This window comes from Agromyces humi (assembly GCF_009720255.1).
GTDB lineage: Bacteria > Actinomycetota > Actinomycetes > Actinomycetales > Microbacteriaceae > Agromyces > Agromyces humi.
Window position 1 is genome coordinate 1 of the sequence record NZ_WJSP02000009.1, and the last position, 22232, is coordinate 22232.

The following is a 22232-nucleotide window of genomic DNA, read 5'->3' on the forward strand; positions in this document are numbered from 1 at the left end:
CCCGGCCATGCAGAATGCGGCACGCGAGCGCGACGTGCTCGCCGCGCGCGCGTCGGCCATCGGCGCTCGAACGCCCGTCGCCGCCGACTGGGCCTTCCTCGCCGAGCAGGTCCGCACGGAGCAGCACGACCTCGACCTGGGCGACCTCCGTCCCTACCTCGAGCTCGACCGCGTGCTCGTCGACGGCGTGTTCCACGCGGCCGACCTGCTCTACGGCCTGCGCTTCACGGCGCGTGGAGACCTGGTGGGCTACCACCCCGACACCCGGGTGTACGAGGTCTTCGAGGAGGACGGCATGGCCGTCGGCCTCTACCTGTTCGATCCGTACACGCGCGACTCCAAGCGCGGGGGCGCCTGGATGAGCTCGCTGGTCGCGCAGTCCGAGCTGACGGGCGACCGGCCCATCGTGGTCAACAACATGAACATCCCGAAGCCGGCGGCGGGCGAACCGACGCTGCTGACATTCGATGAGGCCGAGACGCTCTTCCACGAGTTCGGCCACGCCCTCCATGGGCTGCTCGCTCGCGTACGGTACCCGTCGCAGGCCGGCACGAACGTCTACCGCGACTTCGTCGAGCTCCCGAGCCAGGTGAACGAGCTGTGGCTGCTCCGTCCCGAGGTGCTCGAGCGGTTCGCCGTGCACCACGAGACGGGCGAGCGGATGCCGCAGCACGTCGTGGAACGCCTCATCGCCGCCCGCGGCTTCAACGCCGGTTTCGACCTGGTCGAGTACCTGGCGGCCGCCGCGCTCGACCAGGCCTGGCACCGCATCGGCGCCGACGAGCGGGTGACGGATGTCGCGGAGTTCGAGCGCTCCGGCCTCGCGGCCTCGGGCCTCGACGATCCGCTCGTGCCGCCACGCTACTCGAGTTCCTACTTCGCGCACGTCTTCGCGGGCGGCTACGACGCCGGCTACTACTCGTACATCTGGAGCGAGGTGCCCGGCGCCGACATCATGGAGTGGTTCGAGGAGCACGGGGGCGCCAACCGCGCGAACGGCGCGCGGTACCGGCGGGAGATCCTCAACCCCGGCGGGTCCCGGGATCCGGGCGACTCCATCCGGGCGCTGCTCGGGCGCGAGCCGTCGATCGAGCCGCTCCTGCGCCGGCGCGGACTTGCCTGAACGCGACGATGCCCCGGTTGCCTGTCGGCATCCGGGCCATATCGTCGAGCTCGGCTAGATCGCGAACCCGAGGGCGCGCATCATGTCGCGTCCGTCGTCGGTGATGCGCTCGGGGCCCCACGGCGGCATCCACACCCAGTTGATGCGGAACGCGTCGACGACGCCGTCGAGCGCCTCGGCCGTCTGCTCCTCGAGCACGTCGGTGAGGGGGCATCCGGCGCTCGTGAGCGTCATGTGGATGACGAGCGCGTCGTGCTCCTCGTCCCAGCCGAGGTCGTAGATGAGCCCGAGGTCGACGACGTTCACGCCGAGCTCCGGGTCCATCACGTCTTTGAGCGCCTCGGTGACCTGGTCGAAGCGCTCGGGAGCGAGTGAGGTGACCATGATGTCGATTCTAGTCGCGGCCTACTCGGCCGCGGCCGCCGCAGCGGGCTCGGCGACCTGGTAGCGGTCGTAGCCCTCGTCCTCGAGCCGGTCGGCGAGCTCGGGGCCGCCCTGCTCGGCGATCCGGCCCGCGACGAACACGTGCACGAAGTCGGGCTTGATGTAGCGCAGGATGCGCGTGTAGTGCGTGATGAGGAGGATGCCGAGGCCCGTGTTCGCCTTGGCGCGGTTCACGCCCTCGGAGACGATCTTCAGCGCGTCCACATCGAGGCCCGAGTCGGTCTCGTCGAGCACGGCGAACCTCGGCTTGAGCAGCTCGAGCTGCAGGATCTCGTTGCGCTTCTTCTCGCCGCCCGAGAAGCCCTCGTTGACGTTGCGCTCGGCGAAGTTCGAGTCCATGCGCAGGTTCGCCATCGACTCGCGGACGTCCTTCACCCAGGTGCGCACCGACGGCGCCTCGCCGTCGATGGCGGTCTTCGCCGTGCGGAGGAAGTTCGTCACGGTGACGCCGGGGATCTCGACGGGGTACTGCATCGCGAGGAACAGGCCCGCGCGGGCGCGGGCGTCGACCGACATCTCGAGCACGTTCTCGCCGTCGAGGAGGATCTCGCCCTCCACCACGTGGTACTTCGGGTGGCCGGCGATCGTGTACGCGAGCGTCGACTTGCCCGAGCCGTTCGGGCCCATGATGGCGTGGATCTCGCCCTCGTTGATGACGAGGTCGACGCCGCGGAGGATCTCGCGGGTGCCCTGGTCGGTCTCGACGTTGACGTGCAGGTTCTTGATCTCGAGCACTGACATGTGGTGGTGAATCTCTTTCGTGAGCCGGCCGTTCCGGGCCGGAAGCTGGTTCAGACGGTCAGGGTGACCGAGGGATCGATGTGGACGCCGCCGTCCTTGACCTCGACCTGGAAGACCGGGACGGGCTCGTAGGCGGGAAGGGTGAGCGGCTTGCCGCTGCGGAGCGAGAACTTGGAGCCGTGCGCCCAGCACTCCAGCGTGTCGTCCTCCACGAAGCCCTCGGCGAGGGAGATGTCGCCGTGCGTGCAGGTGTCGCCGATCGCGAAGACCTCGCCGGCGGCATCCTTCACGACGGCGATCGCCACGCCGTCGACCACGAAGCGGGACGCCTCGTTGACGCCGAGCTCGTCGACGCCGCAGACACGAACGGATGCCACGGTCAGCTCACCTGCAGTTCTGCCTCGATCGCGACGAGGAGTCGCGCCTCGAGCTCGGGCGAGCCGATCTTCTGGACGATCTCGGTGAGGAATCCACGAACGACGAGGCGCCTGGCCTCGTCTTCGCTGATGCCGCGGGCCATGAGGTAGAACAGCTGCTCGTCGTCGAAGCGGCCGGTGGCGCTGGCGTGCCCGGCCCCCTCGATGTCGCCCGTCTCGATCTCGAGGTTGGGCACGGAGTCGGCACGGGTGCCGTCGGTGAGCACGAGGTTGCGGTTCTGCTCGTAGCTGTCGGTGCCGGTCGCGGCGTTGCCGATGAGCACGTCGCCGATCCACACCGTGCGTGCGCCCGCGCCCTGCAGCGCGCCCTTGTAGGTCACGCGGCTCTTCGTGTGCGGTGCGTCGTGGTGCACGTACACCTGCTGCTCGAGGTGCTGGCCGGCGTCGGCGAAGTAGAGGCCGAGCGCCTCGATGTCGGCGCCCTGCTCGGCCAGGTGGGTCGAGGGGTTCACCCGCACGACCTTGCCGCCGAGGGAGACGACGATGTGCTTCAGGAACGAGTCGCGGCCGAGGCGGGCGAACTGGCTCGAGAGGTGCACCGCGTCGTCGTTCCACTCCTGCAGCGAGACGACGGTGAGCGATGCGCCGTCGCCGACGAGGATCTCGACGTTCTCGCTGAGTCGAGCGTCGCCGATGCCGCGGAGCACGACGAGTCCGCGGCTGTTCGGCGCGATCTCGATGACGGTGTGGCCCGCTCGTGGCGCCGTGCCGAGGCCGGATCGGGTCACGGCGACGACCTTCTCGTCTTCACCGGTGACCGAGATCAGGAGGGCCTCGTCGAACGCCGTCCACGCGTTGGCGCTCGCACGCTCTTCGGGCGTGCCGGCGGTGCCGATGCGGGCGTCGTCGCGGGCGATCCACGAGACCTGGACGCCCGGGGCATCCGTCGTCTCGATCGGCAGGCGGGCGCCGTCGAGCTCGCCGCCCGTGAGATCGGCGAAGGCCGCCACGGGCGAGAGCTTCCACTCGTGCTCGCGCCCGTTCACCGGCGCGAAGTCCTCGACGTTCACCGAGCGGAACCGCTCGGAACGCGTCTGCACGGGCACGAAGGCGCCGTCGGAGTGCGCGACGAGGCCGTGCTGCTCGGCTGTGGGCATGGCTGTGCTGGTCATCTGGGCGGTCATTCCTAGCCGACCGATCCTTCCATGCCCATCTCGATGAGCTTGTTGAGTTCCATCGCGTACTCCATGGGCAGTTCGCGGGCGATCGGCTCGATGAAGCCGCGCACGATCATGGCCATGGCCTCGTCCTCGGGCATGCCGCGGCTCATCAGGTAGAAGAGCTGCTCCTCGCTCACCTTCGAGACCGTGGCCTCGTGTCCGAGGTGCACGTCGTCGACGCGGATGTCGATCGCCGGGTACGTGTCGGAGCGTGAGATGGTGTCGACGAGCAGGGCGTCGCAGCGCACGGTGTTCGCCGAGTGGTGCGCGTTGGCGTCGATGCGCACCTCACCGCGGTAGCCGGCGCGACCGCCGCCGCGGGCGATCGACTTCGAGACGATCGACGACTGCGTGTACGGCGCCATGTGGATCATCTTGGCGCCGGCGTCCTGGTGCTGACCGGGGCCCGCGAAGGCCACCGAGAGCGTCTCGCCCTTGGCGTGCTCGCCCATGAGGAAGATCGACGGGTACTTCATCGTCACCTTCGAGCCGATGTTGCCGTCGATCCACTCCATGGTGGCGCCCTCGGCGGCGGTCGCCCGCTTGGTCACGAGGTTGTAGACGTTGTTCGACCAGTTCTGGATCGTCGTGTAGCGCACGCGGGCGTTCTTCTTCACGATGATCTCGACGACGGCCGAGTGCAGCGAGTCGCTCTTGTAGATCGGGGCCGTGCAGCCCTCGATGTAGTGCACGTAGCTGCCCTCGTCGGCGATGATCAGCGTGCGCTCGAACTGGCCCATGTTCTCGGTGTTGATGCGGAAGTAGGCCTGCAGCGGGATCTCGACGTGCACGCCCGGCGGCACGTAGACGAACGAGCCGCCCGACCACACGGCCGTGTTGAGCGCGGCGAACTTGTTGTCGCCGGCGGGGATCACGGTGCCGAAGTACTCCTCGAAGAACTCGGGGCGCTCCCTGAGCGCGGTGTCGGTGTCCATGAAGATGACACCCTGGCGCTCGAGCTCCTCGTTGATCTGGTGGTAGACCACCTCGGACTCGTACTGCGCGGCGACGCCGGCGACGAGGCGCTGGCGCTCCGCCTCGGGGATGCCGAGCTTCTCGTAGGTGTTCTTGATGTCGTCGGGCAGGTCCTCCCACGTCTGGGCCTGCTTCTCGGTGGAGCGCACGAAGTACTTGATGTTGTCGAAGTCGATCTCCGACAGGTCGGCCCCCCAGGTGGGCATGGGCTTGCGCTCGAAGAGCTGCAGCGCGCGCTGGCGGCGCTGGAGCATCCATTCGGGCTCGCTCTTCAGGGCCGAGATGTCGGCGACGACCTCTGGCGAGATCCCGCGTCGCGCGGAAGCCCCCGCAGCGTCGGAGTCGGCCCAGCCGAACTCGTAGACGCCGAGTCCTTCGAGTTCTGGGCGGTCGATCAGTACGTCCGTCATGCTCTCCCTCTTCTCCTCCCGTGCAACCGGATATGAGTCCGGCTCATTCCCTCGCGAGTCGAGGCGCTCGTTGGCTGGGTGATGATGTGCGGGCGGCTCCAGTGCGAACCTAAGATGGCTGGGAGCTCGCATCGCGCTGACGCGCGCCTCGCGGGCCTTCCCAACCCTTCAAGTCTATAGGGTCGCGCTGTCGAGTGCTCCGTACTCCCAGCGCCGTCACAGTGCGACCCGGATCAGGACGACCAGCGTGAACCGCTTCATCCAGTGGCTGCCCGACCGAGTCGACGGGCGGATCCGCGTCGTCGCCTGGCTCTCGTTCGTCGCGGAGGTCGTGATCATCGCGACGGGCGGTGCGGTGCGCCTCACGGGTTCGGGCCTCGGATGCCCCACTTGGCCGACCTGCACGGCGGACTCGCTCATCACGACGCCCGAGATGGGCATCCACGGCCTGATCGAGTTCGGCAACCGCATGATGACCGGCGTCGTCGGCCTGATCGCGCTCGCACTGTTCGTGCTCGTCTGGCGCATCCGCGCCCAGCGCCGCGACCTGTTCATGCTCGCGTTCATCGTCGGCGTCGGCATCGTCGCGCAGGCCATCGTCGGCGGCATCACCGTGTGGACGGGGCTCAACCCCTTCATCGTCGGGTTCCACTACGTCTCGTCGCTCCTCCTCGTGTGCGTGTGCGCGGCGTTCCTCGTGCGCATGGACGCGCAGCCCGGCCCTCGTGAGCTCGCCGTCCCCAGCTGGTACGCCGGGCTCACGCACGCGACCACCGGCGTCCTCGCGCTCACGATCGTGTTCGGCATCCTGACCACCGGGTCCGGGCCCCACTCCGGCGATGCCGCCGCGGGCCGCAACGGCTTCGAGTCGGAGGTGCTCGAGCACGTGCACGCCTGGCCCGGCTACGCGCTCCTCGGGCTCACGGTCGTGCTGCTGGTCGGAGCGTGGCGGCTCCGGCTGCCCACGCTGCGCTGGGTGGGCGCCCTCCTCGTCGTCGAGCTGGTGCAGATCGCGGTCGGCCTCTACCAGGCGCGCAACGGCCTGCCGCCGCTCGCCGTGGGCGTGCACATGGTGCTCGCCGCGCTCACCGCCGCATCGATGACGGTGGTCGTCCTGCACCTCAAGCGCCCGGCGGTGACGGATGCCGCGCCCGCGGCCGCGCCGGTCGCGGCATCCGCTCGATGACGCCAGTGCCGTGCTGATCGAGCATCGCGGGCATCGCCCCCTCGTCGATCCCACCGCCACGGTGGCGCCGACGGCAGTGCTGTCGGGCGACGTGCGCGTGGGGCCGCGCTCCCGCATCCTGCACGGCGTCGTGCTCACCGCCGAGGACGGCGAGATCACGATCGGAGCCGAGTGCGTCGTGATGGAGCACGCACTCGTGCGCGGTCGGTCGGGCCATCCGGTGGTCATCGGCGATCGCGTGCTCGTCGGGCCGCACGCGCACGTGAACGGCGCGAGCATCGGCGACGAGGCGTTCATCGCGACCGGGGCATCCGTGTTCCCCGGCGCCGTCGTCGAGGCGGGCGCCGAGGTGCGGGTCAACGGCGTCGTCCAGGTCAACACCCGCATCCCGGCCGGCGAGGTGGTGCCGATCGCCTGGGTGGCGGTGGGCGACCCCGCGCGCATCCTCCCACCCGAGCGCCACGCCGACATCTGGGAGGTGCAGCGCGGGCTGGACTTCGTCGGCACCGTGTACGGGGTGCCTCGCGAGCAGGGCATGCGCGAGATCATGCGGCGCCAGTCGGAGTTCTACGCCGCGCACGACGACGACGTCGTCATCGACTGACGCCGGCTGCGGGATCCGCCGCTCGGCTCAGAACGGCCCGGTTCAGAACGGCCCGTTCAGAACGCGACGGTTCAGAACGGCAGCAGCGGGTCGATCCCGATCGCGAGGAAGAGCAGCGAGAGGTACGCGATGGACCCGTGGAACACCCGCATGGGCGAGACCTGCTCGTGGCGGATGGCGAGGTTGTAGAGGCGGTGCGTCTCGGCGATGAACCAGACGCCGGTCACGACCGCGACCGTCGAGTAGACGAGGCCCATGCCGGCGACCGGGATCAGCAGCAGCGAGCAGGCGACCGTCGCCCAGGCGTACAGGATCACCTGCAGGCCGACCTGCGCACGGCCGCGCACCACGGCGAGCATGGGCACCCCGGCGGCCGCGTAGTCGTCCTTGTACTTCATCGAGAGCGGCCAGTAGTGCGGCGGCGTCCAGAGGAAGATGATGAGGAACAGGATGAACGGGGTCCAGCTGAGGCTCTCGGTGACGGCGGCCCAGCCGATCAGCACCGGCATGCAGCCCGCCACACCGCCCCACACGATGTTCTGCGACGTGCGGCGCTTGAGGATGAGGCTGTAGAAGACGACGTAGAGCAGGATGGCGCCGAGCGACAGCGCAGCGGCCAGCCAGTTGGTGAAGATCCAGAGCCAGGCGATGGATGCCGCGCCGAGGCCGTAGGCGAACACGATCGCCTCGCGGTCGCTCAGCTCGCCGGTGACCAGCGGCCGGCCCTGGGTGCGCTTCATGACGCGGTCGATGTCGCGGTCGATGTAGCAGTTGAAGGCGCCGGCTGCCCCGGCGCTCATCGCGCCGCCGATGAGGGTCGCGACGAGCAGCCACAGGTTCGGAAGGCCGTTCTGCGCCAGGATCATGGTGGGCGCGGTCACCACCAGCAGGAGTTCGATGACCCGCGGCTTCGTGAGCGCGAGGTAGGCGGAGAGCTTGCGCCGTACCGTCATCTGCGGTCGCGACTCGCGAGTGTGTACAGCTGCCGACATCGTTCCTCTTCCGGGCGCGGGGGCGCACGAGCACTCCCCGCGCGACCCTCGACGATTCTAGGCCATGGTCGAGGCGGCGTTCTCCGGAATACGCTTTCCGCCTCACATAGCGCGGACTCCGCTGTGAGTCATCCCCCGTCACAGACCACCCCCGAATCCATATACTGAGGATTGCGCGCCCGGCTTCACGGGTTCGATCACGCCGGCCTCCCGAAACGATTCCCGGCAGAACCCGCGGCCTGGCGGAACCGCGCCGCAACGTCCCGGCGGGTCGGGGGCCGGACGGTTCCCGACGCCGTCACGATCGGAAGGAACAGCACCTCGTGGCCAATCTGCAGTGGGAACCCATCGACGATCGCGCGGTCGACACGGCGCGCGTGCTCGCGGCCGACGCCGTCGAGAAGGTCGGGAACGGGCACCCCGGCACCGCGATGAGCCTTGCGCCCGCCGCGTACCTCCTCTTCCAGAAGGTCATGCGCCGCGACCCCGCCGACCACGGCTGGCTCGGTCGCGACCGGTTCATCCTCTCCGCGGGCCACAGCTCGCTCACGCAGTACGTGCAGCTCTACCTCGCCGGCGACGGCCTCGAGCTCGACGACCTCAAGGCGCTGCGCACCTGGGGCTCCAAGACCCCGGGTCACCCCGAGTACGGTCACACCGACGGCGTCGAGATCACGACCGGCCCGCTCGGCCAGGGCCTCTCCTCCGCCGTCGGCTTCGCCTACGCCGCCCGCTTCGAGCGCGGCCTCTTCGACCCCGACGCGCCAGCGGGCACGAGCCCGTTCGACCATTTCATCTATGTGGTCGCGGGCGACGGCGACCTGCAGGAGGGCGTCACCAGCGAGGCCTCCTCGCTCGCCGGCCACCAGCAGCTCGGCAACCTCGTCGTGATCTACGACTCGAACCAGATCTCGATCGAGGACGACACGAACATCGCCTTCACCGAGGACGTCGCGAAGCGCTACGAGGCCTACGGCTGGCACGTGCAGACGGTCGACTGGAAGAAGACCGGCCAGTACGTCGAGGACGTCGCCGAGCTGCACCGCGCCATCGAGGCGGCCAAGGGCGAGGCGGCCAAGCCGTCGATCATCATCCTGAAGACCATCATCGGCTGGCCGAGCCCCGGCAAGCAGAACACCGGCAAGATCCACGGCTCCGCACTCGGTGCCTCGGAGCTCGCCGCCACCAAGGAGGTGCTCGGGTTCGACCCCGAGCAGACCTTCGTCGTCGCGGAGGACATCCTCGAGCACACCCGTGCCGCCCGTGAGCGTGGCGCCGCCGCGCACGCCGAGTGGCAGGTCGCGTTCGACGCATGGGCGGAGGCCAACCCCGAGAAGAAGGCGCTGCTCGACCGGCTCGAGGCCGGCGAGCTGCCCGACGACGTCGCATCCGTCCTTCCCGCCTTCGAGGGCGGCGCCGAGGTCTCGACCCGCGCTGCGTCCGGCAAGGTCATCAACGCCCTCGCCGGCGTGCTGCCCGAGTTCTGGGGCGGCTCGGCCGACCTCGCGGAGTCGAACCTCACCACGATCAACGACGCGGCCTCGTTCATCCCCGAGGAGTGGTCGACGCACGAGTTCGCCGGCAACCCCTACGGCCGCGTGCTGCACTTCGGCATCCGCGAGCACGCGATGGCGGCGATCGTGAACGGCATCGTGCTGCACGGCAAGACGCGGGCCTTCGGCGGCACGTTCCTCATCTTCAGCGACTACATGCGGCCCGCCGTGCGCCTCTCTGCGCTCATGAGGGTGCCCTCGATCTTCGTCTGGACGCACGACTCGGTCGCGCTCGGCGAGGACGGCCCGACCCACCAGCCGATCGAGCAGCTCGCGACGCTCCGCGCGATCCCCGGGTTCACGGTGGTCCGCCCGGCCGACGCGAACGAGACCGCGATCGCCTGGCTCGAGATCCTGAAGCGGCGCGACGCCCCGGTGGGCATCGCGCTCACCCGCCAGAACATCCCGGTGTTCGAGCGCGGCGACGGTGCGGCATCCGGCGACACGCTCGCGTCCGCGGCCGGACTCGCGAAGGGCGCCTACATCCTGGCCGAGGCGCCGTCGGGCACGCCCGACGTCATCCTCATCGCCACGGGCTCCGAGGTGCAGTTGGCGGTGGCCGCACGCGAGCGGCTCGCGGCCGACGGCATCCAGGCGCGCGTCGTCTCGGCGCCGAGCCTCGAGTGGTTCGAGGAGCAGGATGCCGCGTACCGCGAGTCGGTGCTTCCCGCCGCCGTGACGGCTCGCGTGTCGGTCGAAGCCGGCATCTCGCTGTCGTGGCGTCCGTACGTGGGCGACCGCGGCCGGAGCGTGTCGATCGAGCACTTCGGCGCTTCCGCCGACTACAAGACCCTGTTCCGCGAGTTCGGCATCACGACGGACGCCGTCGTCGCCGCCGCGAAGGAGACGCTCGCGTCGGCCTGACGCGCGCAGAAGGAGAACACATCCCCATGAGCACCAACTCCCCCACCGCCGCGCTCTCAGAGGCCGGCGTCAGCATCTGGCTCGACGACCTGTCCCGCGACCGCATCACCACGGGCGACCTCGCGCGCCTGATCGCCGAGCGCAACGTCGTCGGCGTCACCACGAACCCGACGATCTTCGCCGGGGCGCTCGCCAAGGGCGACGCCTATCGCGAGCAGCTGCACACGCTCGCCGAGGCCGGCACCGACCTCGACACCGCGGTGTTCGAGGCCACCACCGACGACGTGCGCGACGCCGCCGACATCTTCCGCCCGGTGTTCGACGCCAGCGGCGGCTACGACGGCCGCGTGTCGATCGAGGTGGCACCCGATCTCGCCCACGACACCGAGCGCACCATCGAGCAGGCGCATGCGTTGTGGGAGAAGGTGGACCGGCCGAACGTGATGATCAAGATCCCGGCGACGGTCGAGGGGCTGGGGGCGATCACCGCGGCGATCGGCGCGGGCATCAGCGTGAACGTCACGCTGATCTTCAGCCTGGACCGGTACCGGCAGGTCATCGACGCGTACCTGACCGGCCTGGAGCAGGCCAAGGCCGCGGGCATCGACCTGTCCACGATCCACTCGGTCGCGTCGTTCTTCGTGTCCCGCGTGGACACCGAGATCGACAAGCGCCTGGCCGAGGTCGGCACCGACGAGGCCCTCGCGCTGAAGAGCAAGGCCGGCATCGCGAACGCCCGCCTCGCCTACCAGCTCTACGAGGACGTGTTCGGCGGCGACCGCGCCACCGCCCTGCTGCAGGCCGGCGCGAACCGGCAGCGTCCGCTCTGGGCATCGACCGGCGTGAAGGACCCGGCGCTGCCCGACACCCTCTACGTCACCGAGCTCGTCGCACCCGGCGTGGTGAACACCATGCCCGAGAAGACCCTCGAGGCCACCTTCGACCACGGCGAGATCGTCGGCGACACCGTGACCGGCGCGTACGCCGACGCCGGCGCCGTGCTCGACGCGCTCGCCCGGGTCGGCGTCGACTACGACGACGTCACCGCCGTCCTCGAACGCGAAGGCGTCGAGAAGTTCATCGTCTCCTGGCACGAACTGCTCGACACCGTCCGCGGCGCACTGGAGGCCGCACGATGAGCTTCCGCATCTCCGTGAGCGGAGCGGCCGCCGATGCCGTGCGCCGCACCGTGCCGACGCTGGTCGCCGACCTCGTCGCGAGCGGCATCACCGCCCAGGACGCCGAGCTCTGGGGCCCTGCCGCCGAGGACGAGGCGTCGAAGCGACTCGGCTGGACCGAGGCGGTCGCCGTCTCCCGCCCGCTCGTGCCCGAGATCGAGGCGCTCCGCGAACAGCTCGAGGCCGACGGCGTCACCCACATCGTGCTCGCCGGCATGGGCGGATCCTCGCTCGCGCCCGAGGTCATCACGCGCACCGCGCGGGTGGAGCTCACCGTGCTCGACTCGACGGAGCCCGGGCAGGTCGCCGCGGCGCTCCGCGACCGGCTCGCCGAGTCGGCGCTCGTCGTGTCCTCGAAGTCCGGATCGACGGTCGAGACCGACAGCCAGCGCCGGGTCTACGAGCAGGCGTTCCGCGACGCGGGCATCGACCCGGCGACGCGCATCATCGTCGTGACCGACCCGGGCTCGCCGCTCGACGAATCGGCACGCGCGGCCGGCTACCGCGTGTTCAACGCCGACCCCAACGTCGGCGGGCGCTACTCGGCCCTCACCGCATTCGGCCTCGTGCCGTCGGGGCTCGCCGGAGCCGACATCGCCGAGATCCTGGACGAGGCCGAGACCATCGAGCTCTCGCTCGCGATCGACAGCCCCGAGAACCCCGGACTGGTGCTCGGCGCCGCCATCGCCGCCACCGAGCCGCTGCGCGACAAGCTCGCGATCGTCGCCGACGGCACCCACATCGTGGGCTTCGCGGACTGGGCCGAGCAGCTCATCGCCGAGTCGACGGGCAAGGAAGGCAAGGGCATCCTCCCCGTCGTCCTCGACGTCGAGGCGCCCGAGCTGAAGGCAGACCTCCCCGACGTCCAGGTCGTGCGCCTCGTCGACGACGCCGGCGACCAGATCTTCAGCCACCACGACACCGGCGAGATCCGCGTCTCGGGCAGCCTCGGCGCCCAGCTGCTCGTGTGGGAGTACGCCACGGCCGTCGCCGGTCGCCTGCTCGGGATCAACCCGTTCGACCAGCCCGATGTCGAATCCGCGAAGATCGCGGCGCGCGGACTGCTCGACGCACGGCCAGAGCCGGCGCCCGCAGCCTTCGTCGCCGACGGCATCGAGGTGCGCGGCACGCCGCACGTCATCGGCGCCGCCAGCGACCTGGTGTCGGCGATCGACGTGCTGCTCGAGGAGCTGCCCGCCAACGGCTACGTCTCCGTCCAGGCTTATGTCGACCGTGTCGCGCACCCCGAGCTGGCGCAGTTGCGCGACCGGCTCGCCGCACGTGCCGGCCGCCCCGTCACGTTCGGGTGGGGGCCGCGCTTCCTGCACTCCACGGGCCAGTTCCACAAGGGCGGCCCCGCCGTCGGCGTGTTCCTGCAGATCACGGAGACTCCGGTCGAGGATCTCGCGATCCCCGACCGGCCCTTCACCTTCGGCGAGCTCATCGCCGCGCAGGCATCCGGCGACGCGAGCGTGCTCGCCGAGCATGACCGCCCGGTGCTGACCCTGACGCTGACGGACCCCGCCGCGAACATCGCGACGCTGTTCGACGCCGTCGGCTGATCCCCGGAAGGATCCCATGGCCCCGGCAGAGATCTCCGCGCAGCACAATCCGCTGCGCTCGCCCAAGGACTACCGCCTCAACCGGATCGCCGGTCCGTCGAGCCTCATCATCTTCGGGGTGACCGGCGACCTGTCCCGCAAGAAGCTCATGCCCGCGGTCTACGACCTCGCGAACCGTGGGCTCCTCCCCCCGGGGTTCGCGCTCGTCGGCTTCGCGCGACGGGACTGGGACGACCAGGACTTCGAGAAGGTCGTGCACGACTCGGTGCGGCAGTACGCCCGCACCGAGTTCCGTGAGGACGTGTGGAAGCAGCTCGCACGCGGCATCCGCTTCGTGCAGGGCGACTTCGACGACGACGAGGCGTTCGACCGCCTCCACGCGGTCGTCGACGAGCTCGACCGTGAGCGCGGCACCATGGGCAACCACGCGTTCTACCTCTCGATCCCGCCGAAGTCGTTCCCGCTGGTGGTCGCGCAGCTGAAGCGGTCGGGCCTCGCCGAGCAGACCGACGACCAGTGGCGCCGCGTCGTCATCGAGAAGCCGTTCGGCTCCGACCTGCAGTCCGCACGCGAGCTGAACGACGTCGTGGCCTCCGTGTTCCCGCCCGACTCGGTGTTCCGCATCGATCACTACCTCGGCAAGGAGACCGTCCAGAACATCCTGGCGCTCCGCTTCGCGAACCAGCTCTACGAGCCCATCTGGAACGCGAACTTCGTCGACCACGTGCAGATCACCATGGCCGAGGACATCGGCGTGGGCGGCCGAGCCGGCTACTACGACGGCATCGGCGCGGCCCGGGACGTCATCCAGAACCACCTGTTGCAACTGCTCGCCCTGACCGCGATGGAGGAGCCGATCTCGTTCGACGCCGCAGACCTGCGTGCCGAGAAGGAGAAGATCCTGTCCGCGGTGCGCCTGCCCGACGACCTGGCCACGGGGACGGCGCGCGGCCAGTACTCGGGCGGATGGCAGGGCGGCGAGAAGGTCATCGGATTCCTCGACGAGGACGGCATGAACCCGGAGTCGACGACTGAGACCTACGCGGCCATGAAGCTGCTCATCGGCACGCGTCGATGGGCGGGCGTGCCGTTCTACCTGCGTGCGGGCAAGCGCCTCGGACGACGCGTGACCGAGATCGCGGTCGTGTTCAAGCGCGCGCCGCAGCAGGTCTTCGCCGACAGCCAGACCTCGCAGCTCGGCCAGAACGCGCTCGTCATCCGCGTGCAGCCCGACGAGGGCGTCACGATCCGCTTCGGCTCCAAGGTGCCGGGCGCGGGCATGCAGGTGCGCGACGTCACGATGGACTTCGGCTACGGCCACGCCTTCACGGAGGCGAGCCCAGAGGCCTACGAGCGGCTCATCCTCGATGTGCTGCTGGGCGACCCGCCGCTGTTCCCCCGCCAGGAGGAGGTCGAGCTCTCCTGGAAGATCCTCGACCCCATCGAGGAGTTCTGGGCGACACAGGGTCAACCCGAGCAGTACCGCCCCGGAACCTGGGGTCCGAGCTCGGCAGACGAGCTCCTGCACCGCGACGGACGTAGCTGGAGGCGCCCATGATCGTCGAACTTCCCGACACGACGACCAGCCAGGTCTCCAAGACCCTGGTGAAGATCCGCGAGGAGGGCGGCGTCGTCGCCCTGGGCCGTGTGCTCACCCTCGTCATCGCCACCTCCCCCGGCAGCGAGGAGGAGGCCATCGAGGCCGCGAACGACGCCTCGCGCGAGCACCCCATGCGGGTCATCGTGGTCTCGAGCGATCCCCACGAACTGCCCGACACGGCGGCTCGGCTCGACGCCGAGATCCGGGTCGGCGGGGACGCCGGCGCGAGCGAGGTCATCGTGCTCCGCGCGTGCGGCGATGCCGCGCGCGATGAGGAGAGCCTCGTCATGGCCCTCCTCCTGCCCGATGCGCCGGTCGTCACCTGGTGGCCCGGGGCGGCACCCGAGGTCCCCGGTGAGGCGGCCCTCGGGCGCATCGCCCACCGACGGATCACGGATGCCTCGACGCAGCCCGACCCGCAGGGTGCGCTGGCGCGCCTCGCGTCCAGCTACACGCCGGGCGACGCGGACTTCGCGTGGACCCGCCTCACCCTGTGGCGCGCCCAGCTCGCCGCGGTGCTCGACCAGCCGCCGTACGAGCAGATCACGAGCGTCCGCGTCACGGGGGCGATCGACTCGCCGTCCACGACCCTGCTCGCGGCGTGGCTTCGGCTGCAGCTCGACGCGCCGACGACGTACGAGCTCACGCCGGTCGAGGCCGGCTCGCACGGCATCCACGGCGTGCACCTCGAGCGGCAGAGCGGCGCGGTCGAACTCGTCCGCGACATTCCCGGTATCGCGACGCTCCGCCAGCCCGGCCAGCCCGTGCACGACGTGCCGCTGCCGCGGCGAAACCTCCGCGACTGCCTCGCCGACGAGCTCCGCCGCCTCGACCCCGATGAGTTGTACGGTGAAGTGATCACGAGCGGCCTGTCGCTGCTCGGCGATGCGGAGGCGTGAGGAGCCCATGCATGACGAATGAACGGCGGGTGCTCGTCCATCCCGACAAGGCGTCATTGGCGAGTTCCGTGTCGGCGCGGTTCATCACGAAGATGCTCGACATCCTCGATGCCCAGGCGGTCGCCCACGTGGTGCTGACCGGCGGCTCGATGGGTTCCGCCGTCCTGGACGCCGTCGCCGCATCGCCGGCGCGCACCTCGATCGACTGGTCGAGAGTGCACTTCTGGTGGGGCGACGAACGGTGGGTGCCCGGCGGTGACGGCGAGCGGAACGACGAGCAGGCGCGTGTCGCCCTCCTCGGCGACCTCGACGTTCCGTCGGAGAACGTGCACCCGTTCCCGGCCTCCGATTCGGGCATGAGCCTCGACGAGGCCGCCGAGGCCTACGCGGCGGAGCTCTCGCAGCACGGCGTCGACGGGCTCGATCACCCGATCTTCGACATCACGTTCCTCGGCGTCGGGCCCGACGGGCACATCGCCTCGCTGTTCCCGCATCGCTCGGGCATCCAGGTGACGGATCGCACCGTCATCCCGGTGCGCAACTCCCCCAAGCCGCCGCCCGAGCGGCTCAGCCTCACCCGGCCGGTGATCAACTCGTCGCAACGCATCTGGCTGGTGCTCGCCGGTGCCGACAAGGCCTCCGCACTCGGCCTCGCCCTCGCCGGCGCGAGCCGTGACGAGGTGCCGGTCGCCGGCATCAAGGGTCGGCGGCGCACGGTCTTCTTCGTCGACGCGGATGCCGCGGCCGAGGTGCCCGAGTCGCTCATCGCCCGCGACTACTGACTCGCCCGCAACCCGACCAGACGCGAAACGGGGCCAGCCTTCCGGCTGGCCCCGTTCGTCGTCTGCGATGCGGTTCGGTGCGTCAGTCCTGCGGAGCCGACTGCCCGCGCCGGGCGCGGAGCTGCGTCAGCGCCTCCTCGAGGAGCGCGGCGGCCTCCTCGTCGGTGCGCCGCTCCTTCACGTAGGCGAGGTGCGTCTTGTACGGCTCGAGCTTGGAGACCGAGGGCGGGTTCTCCTTGTCGCGGCCGGCGGGAAGGCCGGTCGACGGGCTGTCGATGATCTCGGGGATCTCCTCCTCGGGGAGGCTCGCCGCGAAGTACCGCACGGTCTCGTTGCCCTGCGCGTCCCAGTAGCTCACTGCCACCCGGTCGGCGTGGAATCCGCGGTCCTGTTCGCCCATCGGTCCCGCGCCGACGCGCGAGCCCCGGATGGCGCTGTTTCCTGATGCCATGGCGTTCCCGTCAGATTCCGGCGTCGAACTTGGTGATGAGCCCCAGCACCACGATGCACGTGATCCAGATGAGCGCCAGGATCACCGTGATCCGGTTGAGGTTGCGCTCGGCCACACCGGACGCGCCGAGGCTGGACGTGACGCCGCCGCCGAACATGTCGGACAGACCGCCGCCACGGCCCTTGTGCAGCAGGATGAGCAGCGTCAGCAGGAGGCTCGTGAGACCGAGCAGCACCTGCAGGACGACCTGGAGAATCTCCACGGTGAACCTTTCCGGGCACGACGCAGGGTGTCAGTGCCGACAATCGAGTATAGCCGCACCCGCGGCTCAGCCCATGGCGCGAAGCGCCTACGCGCCGACGTGCTTCTTGAACCGGACGATGCTCGAGAACTCGTCGATGTCGAGGCTCGCTCCGCCGACGAGGGCGCCGTCCACGTTGGGTTCGCGAAGGAACGACGCGATGTTCGCCGCCTTCACCGATCCGCCGTAGAGGATGCGCGTGGCCGAAGCCACCTCGTCACCGAGCAGTTCGGCGATCAGCGCACGGAGCGCCGAACAGACCTGCTCCGCCTGCGCGGGCGTGGCGGCCTGGCCGGACCCGATCGCCCACACGGGCTCGTAGGCGACGACGAGCCCCTTGGAGCCGTCGACCCCCTCCAGCGCCGCGCGCAGCTGCGCCACGGGCACCGCACTCGGACCGTGCGCCTCGAGGTCGTCGGCCGTCTCGCCGACGCACACCACGGGAACGAGCCCGTGGCGGTGCGCGGCGAGCACCTTGGCGTTCACGTCGGCGTCGGTCTCGTGGTGCAGCGTGCGACGCTCGGAGTGTCCGATGATCACGTACCGGCAGTCGAGCTGCGCCAGGAACGCGCCCGAGATCTCGCCCGTGTAGGCGCCCGAGTCGTGCGCCGAGACATCCTGTGCCCCGTATGCGATGGGCAGCGAGTCGGCCGACACCAGCGTCTGCACCGAACGCAGGTCGGTGAACGGCGGGAACACGGCGACCTCCGCGTCGGCGAAGTCGTGCTTCGCGTCGGCCAGCGCCCACGCGAGCTTCTGCACGAATGCGATCGCCTGCAGGTGGTCGAGGTTCATCTTCCAGTTGCCCGCGATGAACGGGGTGCGCTTCACTGCCATCCGAGGACCTCCAGTCCGGGGAGCTTCTTGCCCTCGAGGAACTCGAGGCTCGCCCCGCCGCCCGTCGAGATGTGACCGAACCGGTCATCGCTGAATCCGAGCTGCCGCACTGCCGCTGCGGAGTCGCCGCCGCCGACGACGCTGAGCCCGTCGACCTCGGTGAGCGCCTCGGCCACGGCCTTGGTGCCGGCTGCGAACGGCGCGAGTTCGAACACGCCCATCGGGCCGTTCCAGAACACCGTCTTCGACGCGCGGATCTGCTCGGCGAAGGCCGCCGCCGTGGCGGGGCCGATGTCGAGGCCGAGTCCGGATGCACCGAACGGCGTCTCCTCGATCGCGTCGGCCGCGGTGACCACGTGCTCGGCTTCGGCCGAGAAGGATGCCGCGACGACCACGTCGGTCGGCAGCACGATCGACACGCCGCGCTCCTCAGCCTCGGCGAGGTAGCCCTTGACCGTCTCGATCTGGTCTGCCTCGAGGAGGCTCGATCCGACCTTGTGACCCTGTGCCGCGAGGAAGGTGAACAGCATGCCGCCGCCGATGAGGAGGGTGTCCACGCGCGGCAGCAGGTGCGCGATCACGCCCAGCTTGTCGGAGACCTTCGAGCCGCCGAGCACCACCGTGTACGGGCGCTCGGGCGACTCGGTGAGCCGGTCGAGCACGTCGAGCTCCGATGCGATCAGGAGGCCGGCGGCGCTCGGCCGCAGCTGCTCGAGCTCGTAGACGCTCGCCTGCTTGCGGTGCACGACGCCGAAGCCGTCGGAGACGACGGCGTCGGCGAAGCCGGCCAGCTCGCCGGCGAACGCGGTGCGCTCGGCCTCGTTCTTCGAGGTCTCCCCCGCGTTGAACCGCAGGTTCTCGAGCACGAGGATCTCGCCATCGCCGAGCGCCTCGACCTTCGCCGCGGCATCCGCGCCGACCGTGTCGGTCGCGAAGGCGACGGGCGCGTCGATCAGCTCATCGAGCCGTGCGGCGACGGGGGCGAGGCTGTACTTGGGGTCGGGCGAGCCGTCGGGCCGGCCGAGGTGGGAGACCACGATCACACGGGCTCCCTGGCCCGTGAGGGCCTCGAGGGTGGGGACCGACGCCCGCACGCGGCCGTCGTCCGTGATGACCGATCCCTGGAGGGGGACGTTGAGGTCACAACGGACGACGACGCGCTTGCCGGCGAGCGGACCGAGGCTGTCGATCGTTCGCAGGGTCACGGATGCTCGATTCAGAGGCGTTCGGCGACGTACTCGGTCAGGTCGACGAGACGGTTCGAGTAGCCCCACTCGTTGTCGTACCAGCTCGAGAGCTTCACCTGGTCGCCGAGGACGCGCAGCAGCCCGGCGTCGAAGATCGACGAGTGCGGGTCGGAGACGATGTCGCTCGAGACGATCTCGTCTTCCGTGTACTTGAGGATGCCCTTCATCGGCCCCTCGGCGGCCGCCTTGTAGGCCGCCTTCACCTCGTCGACCGTCACCGGGCGCGATGCCGTGACGGTGAGGTCGGTGATCGAGCCGGTGGGAACCGGCACGCGCAGGGCGAAGCCGTCGAGCTTGCCGACGAGCTCGGGCAGCACGAGGCCGATCGCCTTCGCGGCGCCCGTGGAGGTGGGCACGATGTTGATCGCGGCGGCACGCGCGCGACGGAGGTCCTTGTGGGGGCCGTCCTGGAGGTTCTGGTCGGCGGTGTAGGCGTGGACCGTGGTCATGAGCCCGCGCTCGATGCCGAACGCGTCGTTGAACACCTTCGCGAGCGGCGCGAGGCAGTTCGTCGTGCACGACGCGTTCGAGATGATGTGGTGCGAGGCCGGGTCGTACTCGTCCTCGTTCACGCCCATGACGAACGTGGCGTCCTCGTCGGTCGCGGGCGCCGAGATCAGCACCTTCTTGGCGCCGGCCGTGATGTGCTTGCGCGCGTCGGCGGCCTTGGTGAAGAAGCCGGTCGACTCGATGACGATGTCGACGCCGAGCTCGCCCCACGGGAGGTTCGCCGGGTCGCGCTCCGCGAACGCCTTGATCGCCTTGCCGTTGACGATGATGTTGTCGTCGTCGTAGTCGACGGTCGCGTCGAGGCGGCCCGTGATCGAGTCGTACTTCAGCAGGTGGGCGAGCGTCTTGTTGTCGGTGAGGTCGTTCACGGCGACGATCTCGAGGTCGGCGCCCTGGGCGAGGGCGGCGCGGAAGTAGTTGCGGCCGATGCGGCCGAAGCCGTTGATGCCGATCTTTACGGACACGGATGTCTCCTGAATTGACGTGCGCGAATGCGCGATTCCAAGGTGAACGGATCGGACGGCGGTGTCCCCGGACGGGTCCGGGGACACCATCCGCTACGACAGTAGCAGCAGCCCTGAGGTCTTCTCGCGTGCGGTGGTGAAGCGCTGCTGGACGTTCTCCCAGTTCGCGATGTTCCAGAACGCCTTGACGTAATCGGCGCGCACGTTCTTGTAGTCGAGGTAGTACGCGTGCTCCCAGACGTCGAGCATGAGCAGCGGCACGATGCCCGCAGGAAGGTTCGCCTGCTGGTCGAAGAACTGCACGATGATCAGGCGCTGGCCGATCGAGTCCCATGCGAGGACGGCCCAGCCGGAGCCCTGCACGCCGAGCGCGGTGGCGGTGAAGTGGGCCTGGAACTTGTCGAAGGACCCGAAGTGCTCGTCGATCGCCGAGGCGAGGTCACCGGTGGGCTTGTCGCCGCCGTCGGGCGAGAGGTTGGTCCAGAAGATCGAGTGGTTGACGTGGCCGCCGAGGTTGAACGCGAGGTCCTTCTCGAGCTTGTTGACGTTGGCGAGGTTGCCCGAGTCTCGTGCTTCGGCGAGCTGCGTCAGGGCGGTGTTCGCGCCGGTCACGTACGCCTGGTGGTGCTTCGAGTGGTGCAGCTCCATGATCGTGCCGCTGATCGACGGTTCCAGCGCCGAGTAGTCGTACGGGAGATCGGGGAGGGTGTAGTCAGCCATTGCTTCTCCTTGTCAGATGCCGGGCGTGCCGGGCTCCTGCCCGGTGTTCCGCGGCCGCACCAACGAGTCTATGCCCGGCCCGTGGGTGGCCCATCGGGGTTGACCGACTGCGACGGCGCATGACGACGAGCGGATGCCGCGGCATCCGCTCGTCGTCTGCAACGTGCTGCTCGGGGCCAAGGCGCGCTCGGCGGCGGCTCAGACGTCGTCGAGGTCGGAGGGCAGGCTCGCCTCCGTGCCGGGCACGCCGAGGTCGGCCGCGCGCTTGTCCGCCATCGCGAGGAGGCGGCGGATACGACCCGCGACGGCGTCCTTCGTCATGGGCGGGTCGGCGTGGTGGCCGAGCTCGTCGAGGCTCGCGTCGCGGTGCGCGAGCCGCAGCTCTCCGGCGTACTTCAGGTGATCGGGGATGTCGTCGCCGAGCAGCTCCATGGCTCGCTCGACGCGCGCGCAGGCGGCCACGGCGGCCTGGGCCGACCGGCGGAGGTTGGCGTCGTCGAAGTTCACGAGCCGGTTCGCCGTGGCACGGACCTCACGACGCTGCCGCAGCTCCTCCCAGTTGCGCACGGTGTCGGTGGCGCCCATGAGCGCGAGCATCGAGCTGATCGCCTCGCCGTCGCGGATCACGACCCGGTGCACGCCCCGCACCTCGCGGGCCTTCGCCGAGATGCCCAGCCGCCCGGCGGCGCCGACGAGGGCCATCGCGGTCTCGTTGCCCGGGCAGGTGATCTCGAGCGCGGCGGAGCGGCCCGGGTCGGTGAGGCTGCCATGCGCGAGGAACGCGCCGCGCCAGACGGCCGCGACGTCGTCGCGCGACCCCGTCGTGAGCTTGTTGGGAAGCCCGCGGACGGGTCGGCGGCGTGCGTCGAGGAGGCCGGTCTGGCGGGCGAGGGTCTCGCCGCCGTCGAGCACGCGCACGAGGTACTGGTTCGACCGCCGGATGCCCGAGGGCGAGATGACCGACACGTCGGGCCGCACGCCGTAGAGCTCGCCGAGGTCGCGCGTCACACGCCGGGCGATCGTCGGTGAGTCGAGCTCGGCCTCGATGGCGATGCGTCCCGAGATGATGTGCAGCCCACCGGCGAAGCGCAGCACCGAGGCCAGTTCAGCGGCCCGCACGGTGGTCTTCGGCACCTCGACCCGCGCCAATTCCTCTTTCACATCGGCGGTCAGTGCCACGTCAGGTCCTTTC

At 69.8% G+C, this 22232-nt stretch carries 22 protein-coding genes; 9 read left to right on the forward strand and 13 right to left on the reverse strand.

The window, feature by feature from the left end:
* The coding region (locus GH736_RS02095; RefSeq protein ID WP_162529537.1) for a M3 family metallopeptidase at positions 1-1123 on the forward strand (1123 nt) is incomplete at its 5' end.
* A 54-nt stretch (positions 1124-1177) separates the two neighbouring features.
* Here the strand turns inward: GH736_RS02095 and GH736_RS02100 are convergent.
* From GH736_RS02100 to sufB, 5 genes are read right to left on the reverse strand one after another with little or no spacing between them, the layout of a single operon-like run.
* A complete protein-coding gene (locus tag GH736_RS02100) occupies positions 1178-1507 on the reverse strand; it encodes a metal-sulfur cluster assembly factor (protein ID WP_056731923.1) in 330 nt (109 codons plus the stop codon).
* Positions 1508-1528: 21 nt separating this feature from the next.
* A complete protein-coding gene (gene sufC, locus GH736_RS02105; RefSeq protein ID WP_159599804.1) occupies positions 1529-2308 on the reverse strand; it encodes a Fe-S cluster assembly ATPase SufC in 780 nt (259 codons plus the stop codon).
* 50 nt (positions 2309-2358) lie between these two features.
* A complete protein-coding gene (locus tag GH736_RS02110) occupies positions 2359-2685 on the reverse strand; it encodes a non-heme iron oxygenase ferredoxin subunit (RefSeq protein ID WP_159599806.1) in 327 nt (108 codons plus the stop codon).
* 2 nt (positions 2686-2687) lie between these two features.
* Positions 2688-3857, reverse strand: coding sequence for a Fe-S cluster assembly protein SufD (sufD, locus tag GH736_RS02115; RefSeq protein ID WP_235933800.1), 1170 nt, complete (start codon positions 3855-3857; stop codon positions 2688-2690).
* A 14-nt stretch (positions 3858-3871) separates the two neighbouring features.
* Positions 3872-5290, reverse strand: coding sequence for a Fe-S cluster assembly protein SufB (gene sufB / locus GH736_RS02120; RefSeq protein ID WP_159599810.1), 1419 nt, complete (start codon positions 5288-5290; stop codon positions 3872-3874).
* A gap of 247 nt (positions 5291-5537) precedes the next feature.
* On the opposite strand from sufB, the gene GH736_RS02125 reads away from it, so the two are divergent.
* A complete protein-coding gene (locus GH736_RS02125) occupies positions 5538-6476 on the forward strand; it encodes a COX15/CtaA family protein (protein ID WP_159599812.1) in 939 nt (312 codons plus the stop codon).
* Between the two features lie 10 nt (positions 6477-6486).
* Positions 6487-7080, forward strand: coding sequence for a gamma carbonic anhydrase family protein (locus GH736_RS02130; RefSeq protein WP_159599814.1), 594 nt, complete (start codon positions 6487-6489; stop codon positions 7078-7080).
* 71 nt (positions 7081-7151) lie between these two features.
* On the opposite strand, the gene GH736_RS02135 is transcribed toward GH736_RS02130, so the two are convergent.
* Positions 7152-8072 carry a heme o synthase gene (locus tag GH736_RS02135; RefSeq protein WP_159599816.1) on the reverse strand — a complete coding sequence of 307 codons (921 nt, stop codon included), beginning with the start codon at positions 8070-8072 and terminating at the stop codon, positions 7152-7154.
* 323 nt (positions 8073-8395) lie between these two features.
* Between GH736_RS02135 and tkt the strand changes: the two genes are divergently transcribed.
* From tkt to pgl, 6 genes are read left to right on the forward strand one after another with little or no spacing between them, the layout of a single operon-like run.
* The gene (gene tkt / locus GH736_RS02140; RefSeq protein WP_159599818.1) at positions 8396-10489 is read left to right on the forward strand and encodes a transketolase; all 2094 of its coding nucleotides are present in this window, start codon (positions 8396-8398) and stop codon (positions 10487-10489) included.
* Positions 10490-10515: 26 nt separating this feature from the next.
* Positions 10516-11628, forward strand: coding sequence for a transaldolase (tal, locus tag GH736_RS02145; RefSeq protein ID WP_159599820.1), 1113 nt, complete (start codon positions 10516-10518; stop codon positions 11626-11628).
* Positions 11625-13229 carry a glucose-6-phosphate isomerase gene (locus tag GH736_RS02150; protein ID WP_159599822.1) on the forward strand — a complete coding sequence of 535 codons (1605 nt, stop codon included), beginning with the start codon at positions 11625-11627 and terminating at the stop codon, positions 13227-13229. Before tal ends, GH736_RS02150 begins: the two co-directional genes overlap by 4 nt.
* 16 nt (positions 13230-13245) lie before the next feature.
* Positions 13246-14787: a glucose-6-phosphate dehydrogenase gene (gene zwf, locus GH736_RS02155; protein ID WP_159599824.1), complete on the forward strand. Its 1542-nt coding sequence runs from the start codon at positions 13246-13248 to the stop codon at positions 14785-14787.
* Positions 14784-15728, forward strand: a complete 945-nt coding sequence (locus GH736_RS02160) for a glucose-6-phosphate dehydrogenase assembly protein OpcA (protein WP_159599826.1) — start codon at positions 14784-14786, stop codon at positions 15726-15728. The genes zwf and GH736_RS02160 overlap by 4 nt, the downstream gene beginning before the upstream one ends.
* Positions 15729-15739: 11 nt before the next feature.
* Positions 15740-16510 (forward strand): 6-phosphogluconolactonase, encoded by a 771-nt coding sequence (gene pgl / locus GH736_RS02165; protein ID WP_159599828.1) that lies wholly within the window; start codon positions 15740-15742, stop codon positions 16508-16510.
* A gap of 82 nt (positions 16511-16592) precedes the next feature.
* On the opposite strand, the gene GH736_RS02170 is transcribed toward pgl, so the two are convergent.
* The 7 genes from GH736_RS02170 to whiA all read right to left on the reverse strand — a co-directional run bounded on the left by GH736_RS02170 (position 16593) and on the right by whiA (position 22219).
* Complete coding sequence (locus GH736_RS02170; protein ID WP_159599830.1) at positions 16593-16961, reverse strand: RNA polymerase-binding protein RbpA; 369 nt, start codon at positions 16959-16961, stop codon at positions 16593-16595.
* Between the two features lie 10 nt (positions 16962-16971).
* A complete protein-coding gene (gene secG, locus GH736_RS02175; RefSeq protein WP_159599832.1) occupies positions 16972-17223 on the reverse strand; it encodes a preprotein translocase subunit SecG in 252 nt (83 codons plus the stop codon).
* Between the two features lie 87 nt (positions 17224-17310).
* Positions 17311-18099 carry a triose-phosphate isomerase gene (gene tpiA / locus GH736_RS02180; protein WP_159599834.1) on the reverse strand — a complete coding sequence of 263 codons (789 nt, stop codon included), beginning with the start codon at positions 18097-18099 and terminating at the stop codon, positions 17311-17313.
* Positions 18090-19304 carry a phosphoglycerate kinase gene (locus GH736_RS02185; protein ID WP_159599836.1) on the reverse strand — a complete coding sequence of 405 codons (1215 nt, stop codon included), beginning with the start codon at positions 19302-19304 and terminating at the stop codon, positions 18090-18092. The genes tpiA and GH736_RS02185 overlap by 10 nt, the downstream gene beginning before the upstream one ends.
* An 11-nt stretch (positions 19305-19315) precedes the next feature.
* Positions 19316-20320 (reverse strand): type I glyceraldehyde-3-phosphate dehydrogenase, encoded by a 1005-nt coding sequence (gap, locus tag GH736_RS02190; RefSeq protein WP_159599838.1) that lies wholly within the window; start codon positions 20318-20320, stop codon positions 19316-19318.
* Between the two features lie 93 nt (positions 20321-20413).
* Positions 20414-21040 (reverse strand): superoxide dismutase, encoded by a 627-nt coding sequence (locus GH736_RS02195; protein WP_159599840.1) that lies wholly within the window; start codon positions 21038-21040, stop codon positions 20414-20416.
* A gap of 198 nt (positions 21041-21238) precedes the next feature.
* Positions 21239-22219: a DNA-binding protein WhiA gene (gene whiA / locus GH736_RS02200; RefSeq protein WP_159599842.1), complete on the reverse strand. Its 981-nt coding sequence runs from the start codon at positions 22217-22219 to the stop codon at positions 21239-21241.
* Positions 22220-22232: the final 13 nt, after the last annotated feature.

Coding starts and splice junctions, on each gene's coding strand:
- GH736_RS02100 (WP_056731923.1), bottom strand. CDS start 1,507: ATGGTCACCTCACTCGCTCCCGAGCGCTTCGACCAGGTCACCGAGGCG.
- sufC (WP_159599804.1), bottom strand. CDS start 2,308: ATGTCAGTGCTCGAGATCAAGAACCTGCACGTCAACGTCGAGACCGAC.
- sufD (WP_235933800.1), bottom strand. CDS start 3,857: ATGACCAGCACAGCCATGCCCACAGCCGAGCAGCACGGCCTCGTCGCG.
- sufB (WP_159599810.1), bottom strand. CDS start 5,290: ATGACGGACGTACTGATCGACCGCCCAGAACTCGAAGGACTCGGCGTC.
- GH736_RS02135 (WP_159599816.1), bottom strand. CDS start 8,072: ATGTCGGCAGCTGTACACACTCGCGAGTCGCGACCGCAGATGACGGTA.
- tal (WP_159599820.1), top strand. CDS start 10,516: ATGAGCACCAACTCCCCCACCGCCGCGCTCTCAGAGGCCGGCGTCAGC.
- GH736_RS02150 (WP_159599822.1), top strand. CDS start 11,625: ATGAGCTTCCGCATCTCCGTGAGCGGAGCGGCCGCCGATGCCGTGCGC.
- zwf (WP_159599824.1), top strand. CDS start 13,246: ATGGCCCCGGCAGAGATCTCCGCGCAGCACAATCCGCTGCGCTCGCCC.
- GH736_RS02160 (WP_159599826.1), top strand. CDS start 14,784: ATGATCGTCGAACTTCCCGACACGACGACCAGCCAGGTCTCCAAGACC.
- pgl (WP_159599828.1), top strand. CDS start 15,740: ATGACGAATGAACGGCGGGTGCTCGTCCATCCCGACAAGGCGTCATTG.
- GH736_RS02170 (WP_159599830.1), bottom strand. CDS start 16,961: ATGGCATCAGGAAACAGCGCCATCCGGGGCTCGCGCGTCGGCGCGGGA.
- tpiA (WP_159599834.1), bottom strand. CDS start 18,099: ATGGCAGTGAAGCGCACCCCGTTCATCGCGGGCAACTGGAAGATGAAC.
- GH736_RS02195 (WP_159599840.1), bottom strand. CDS start 21,040: ATGGCTGACTACACCCTCCCCGATCTCCCGTACGACTACTCGGCGCTG.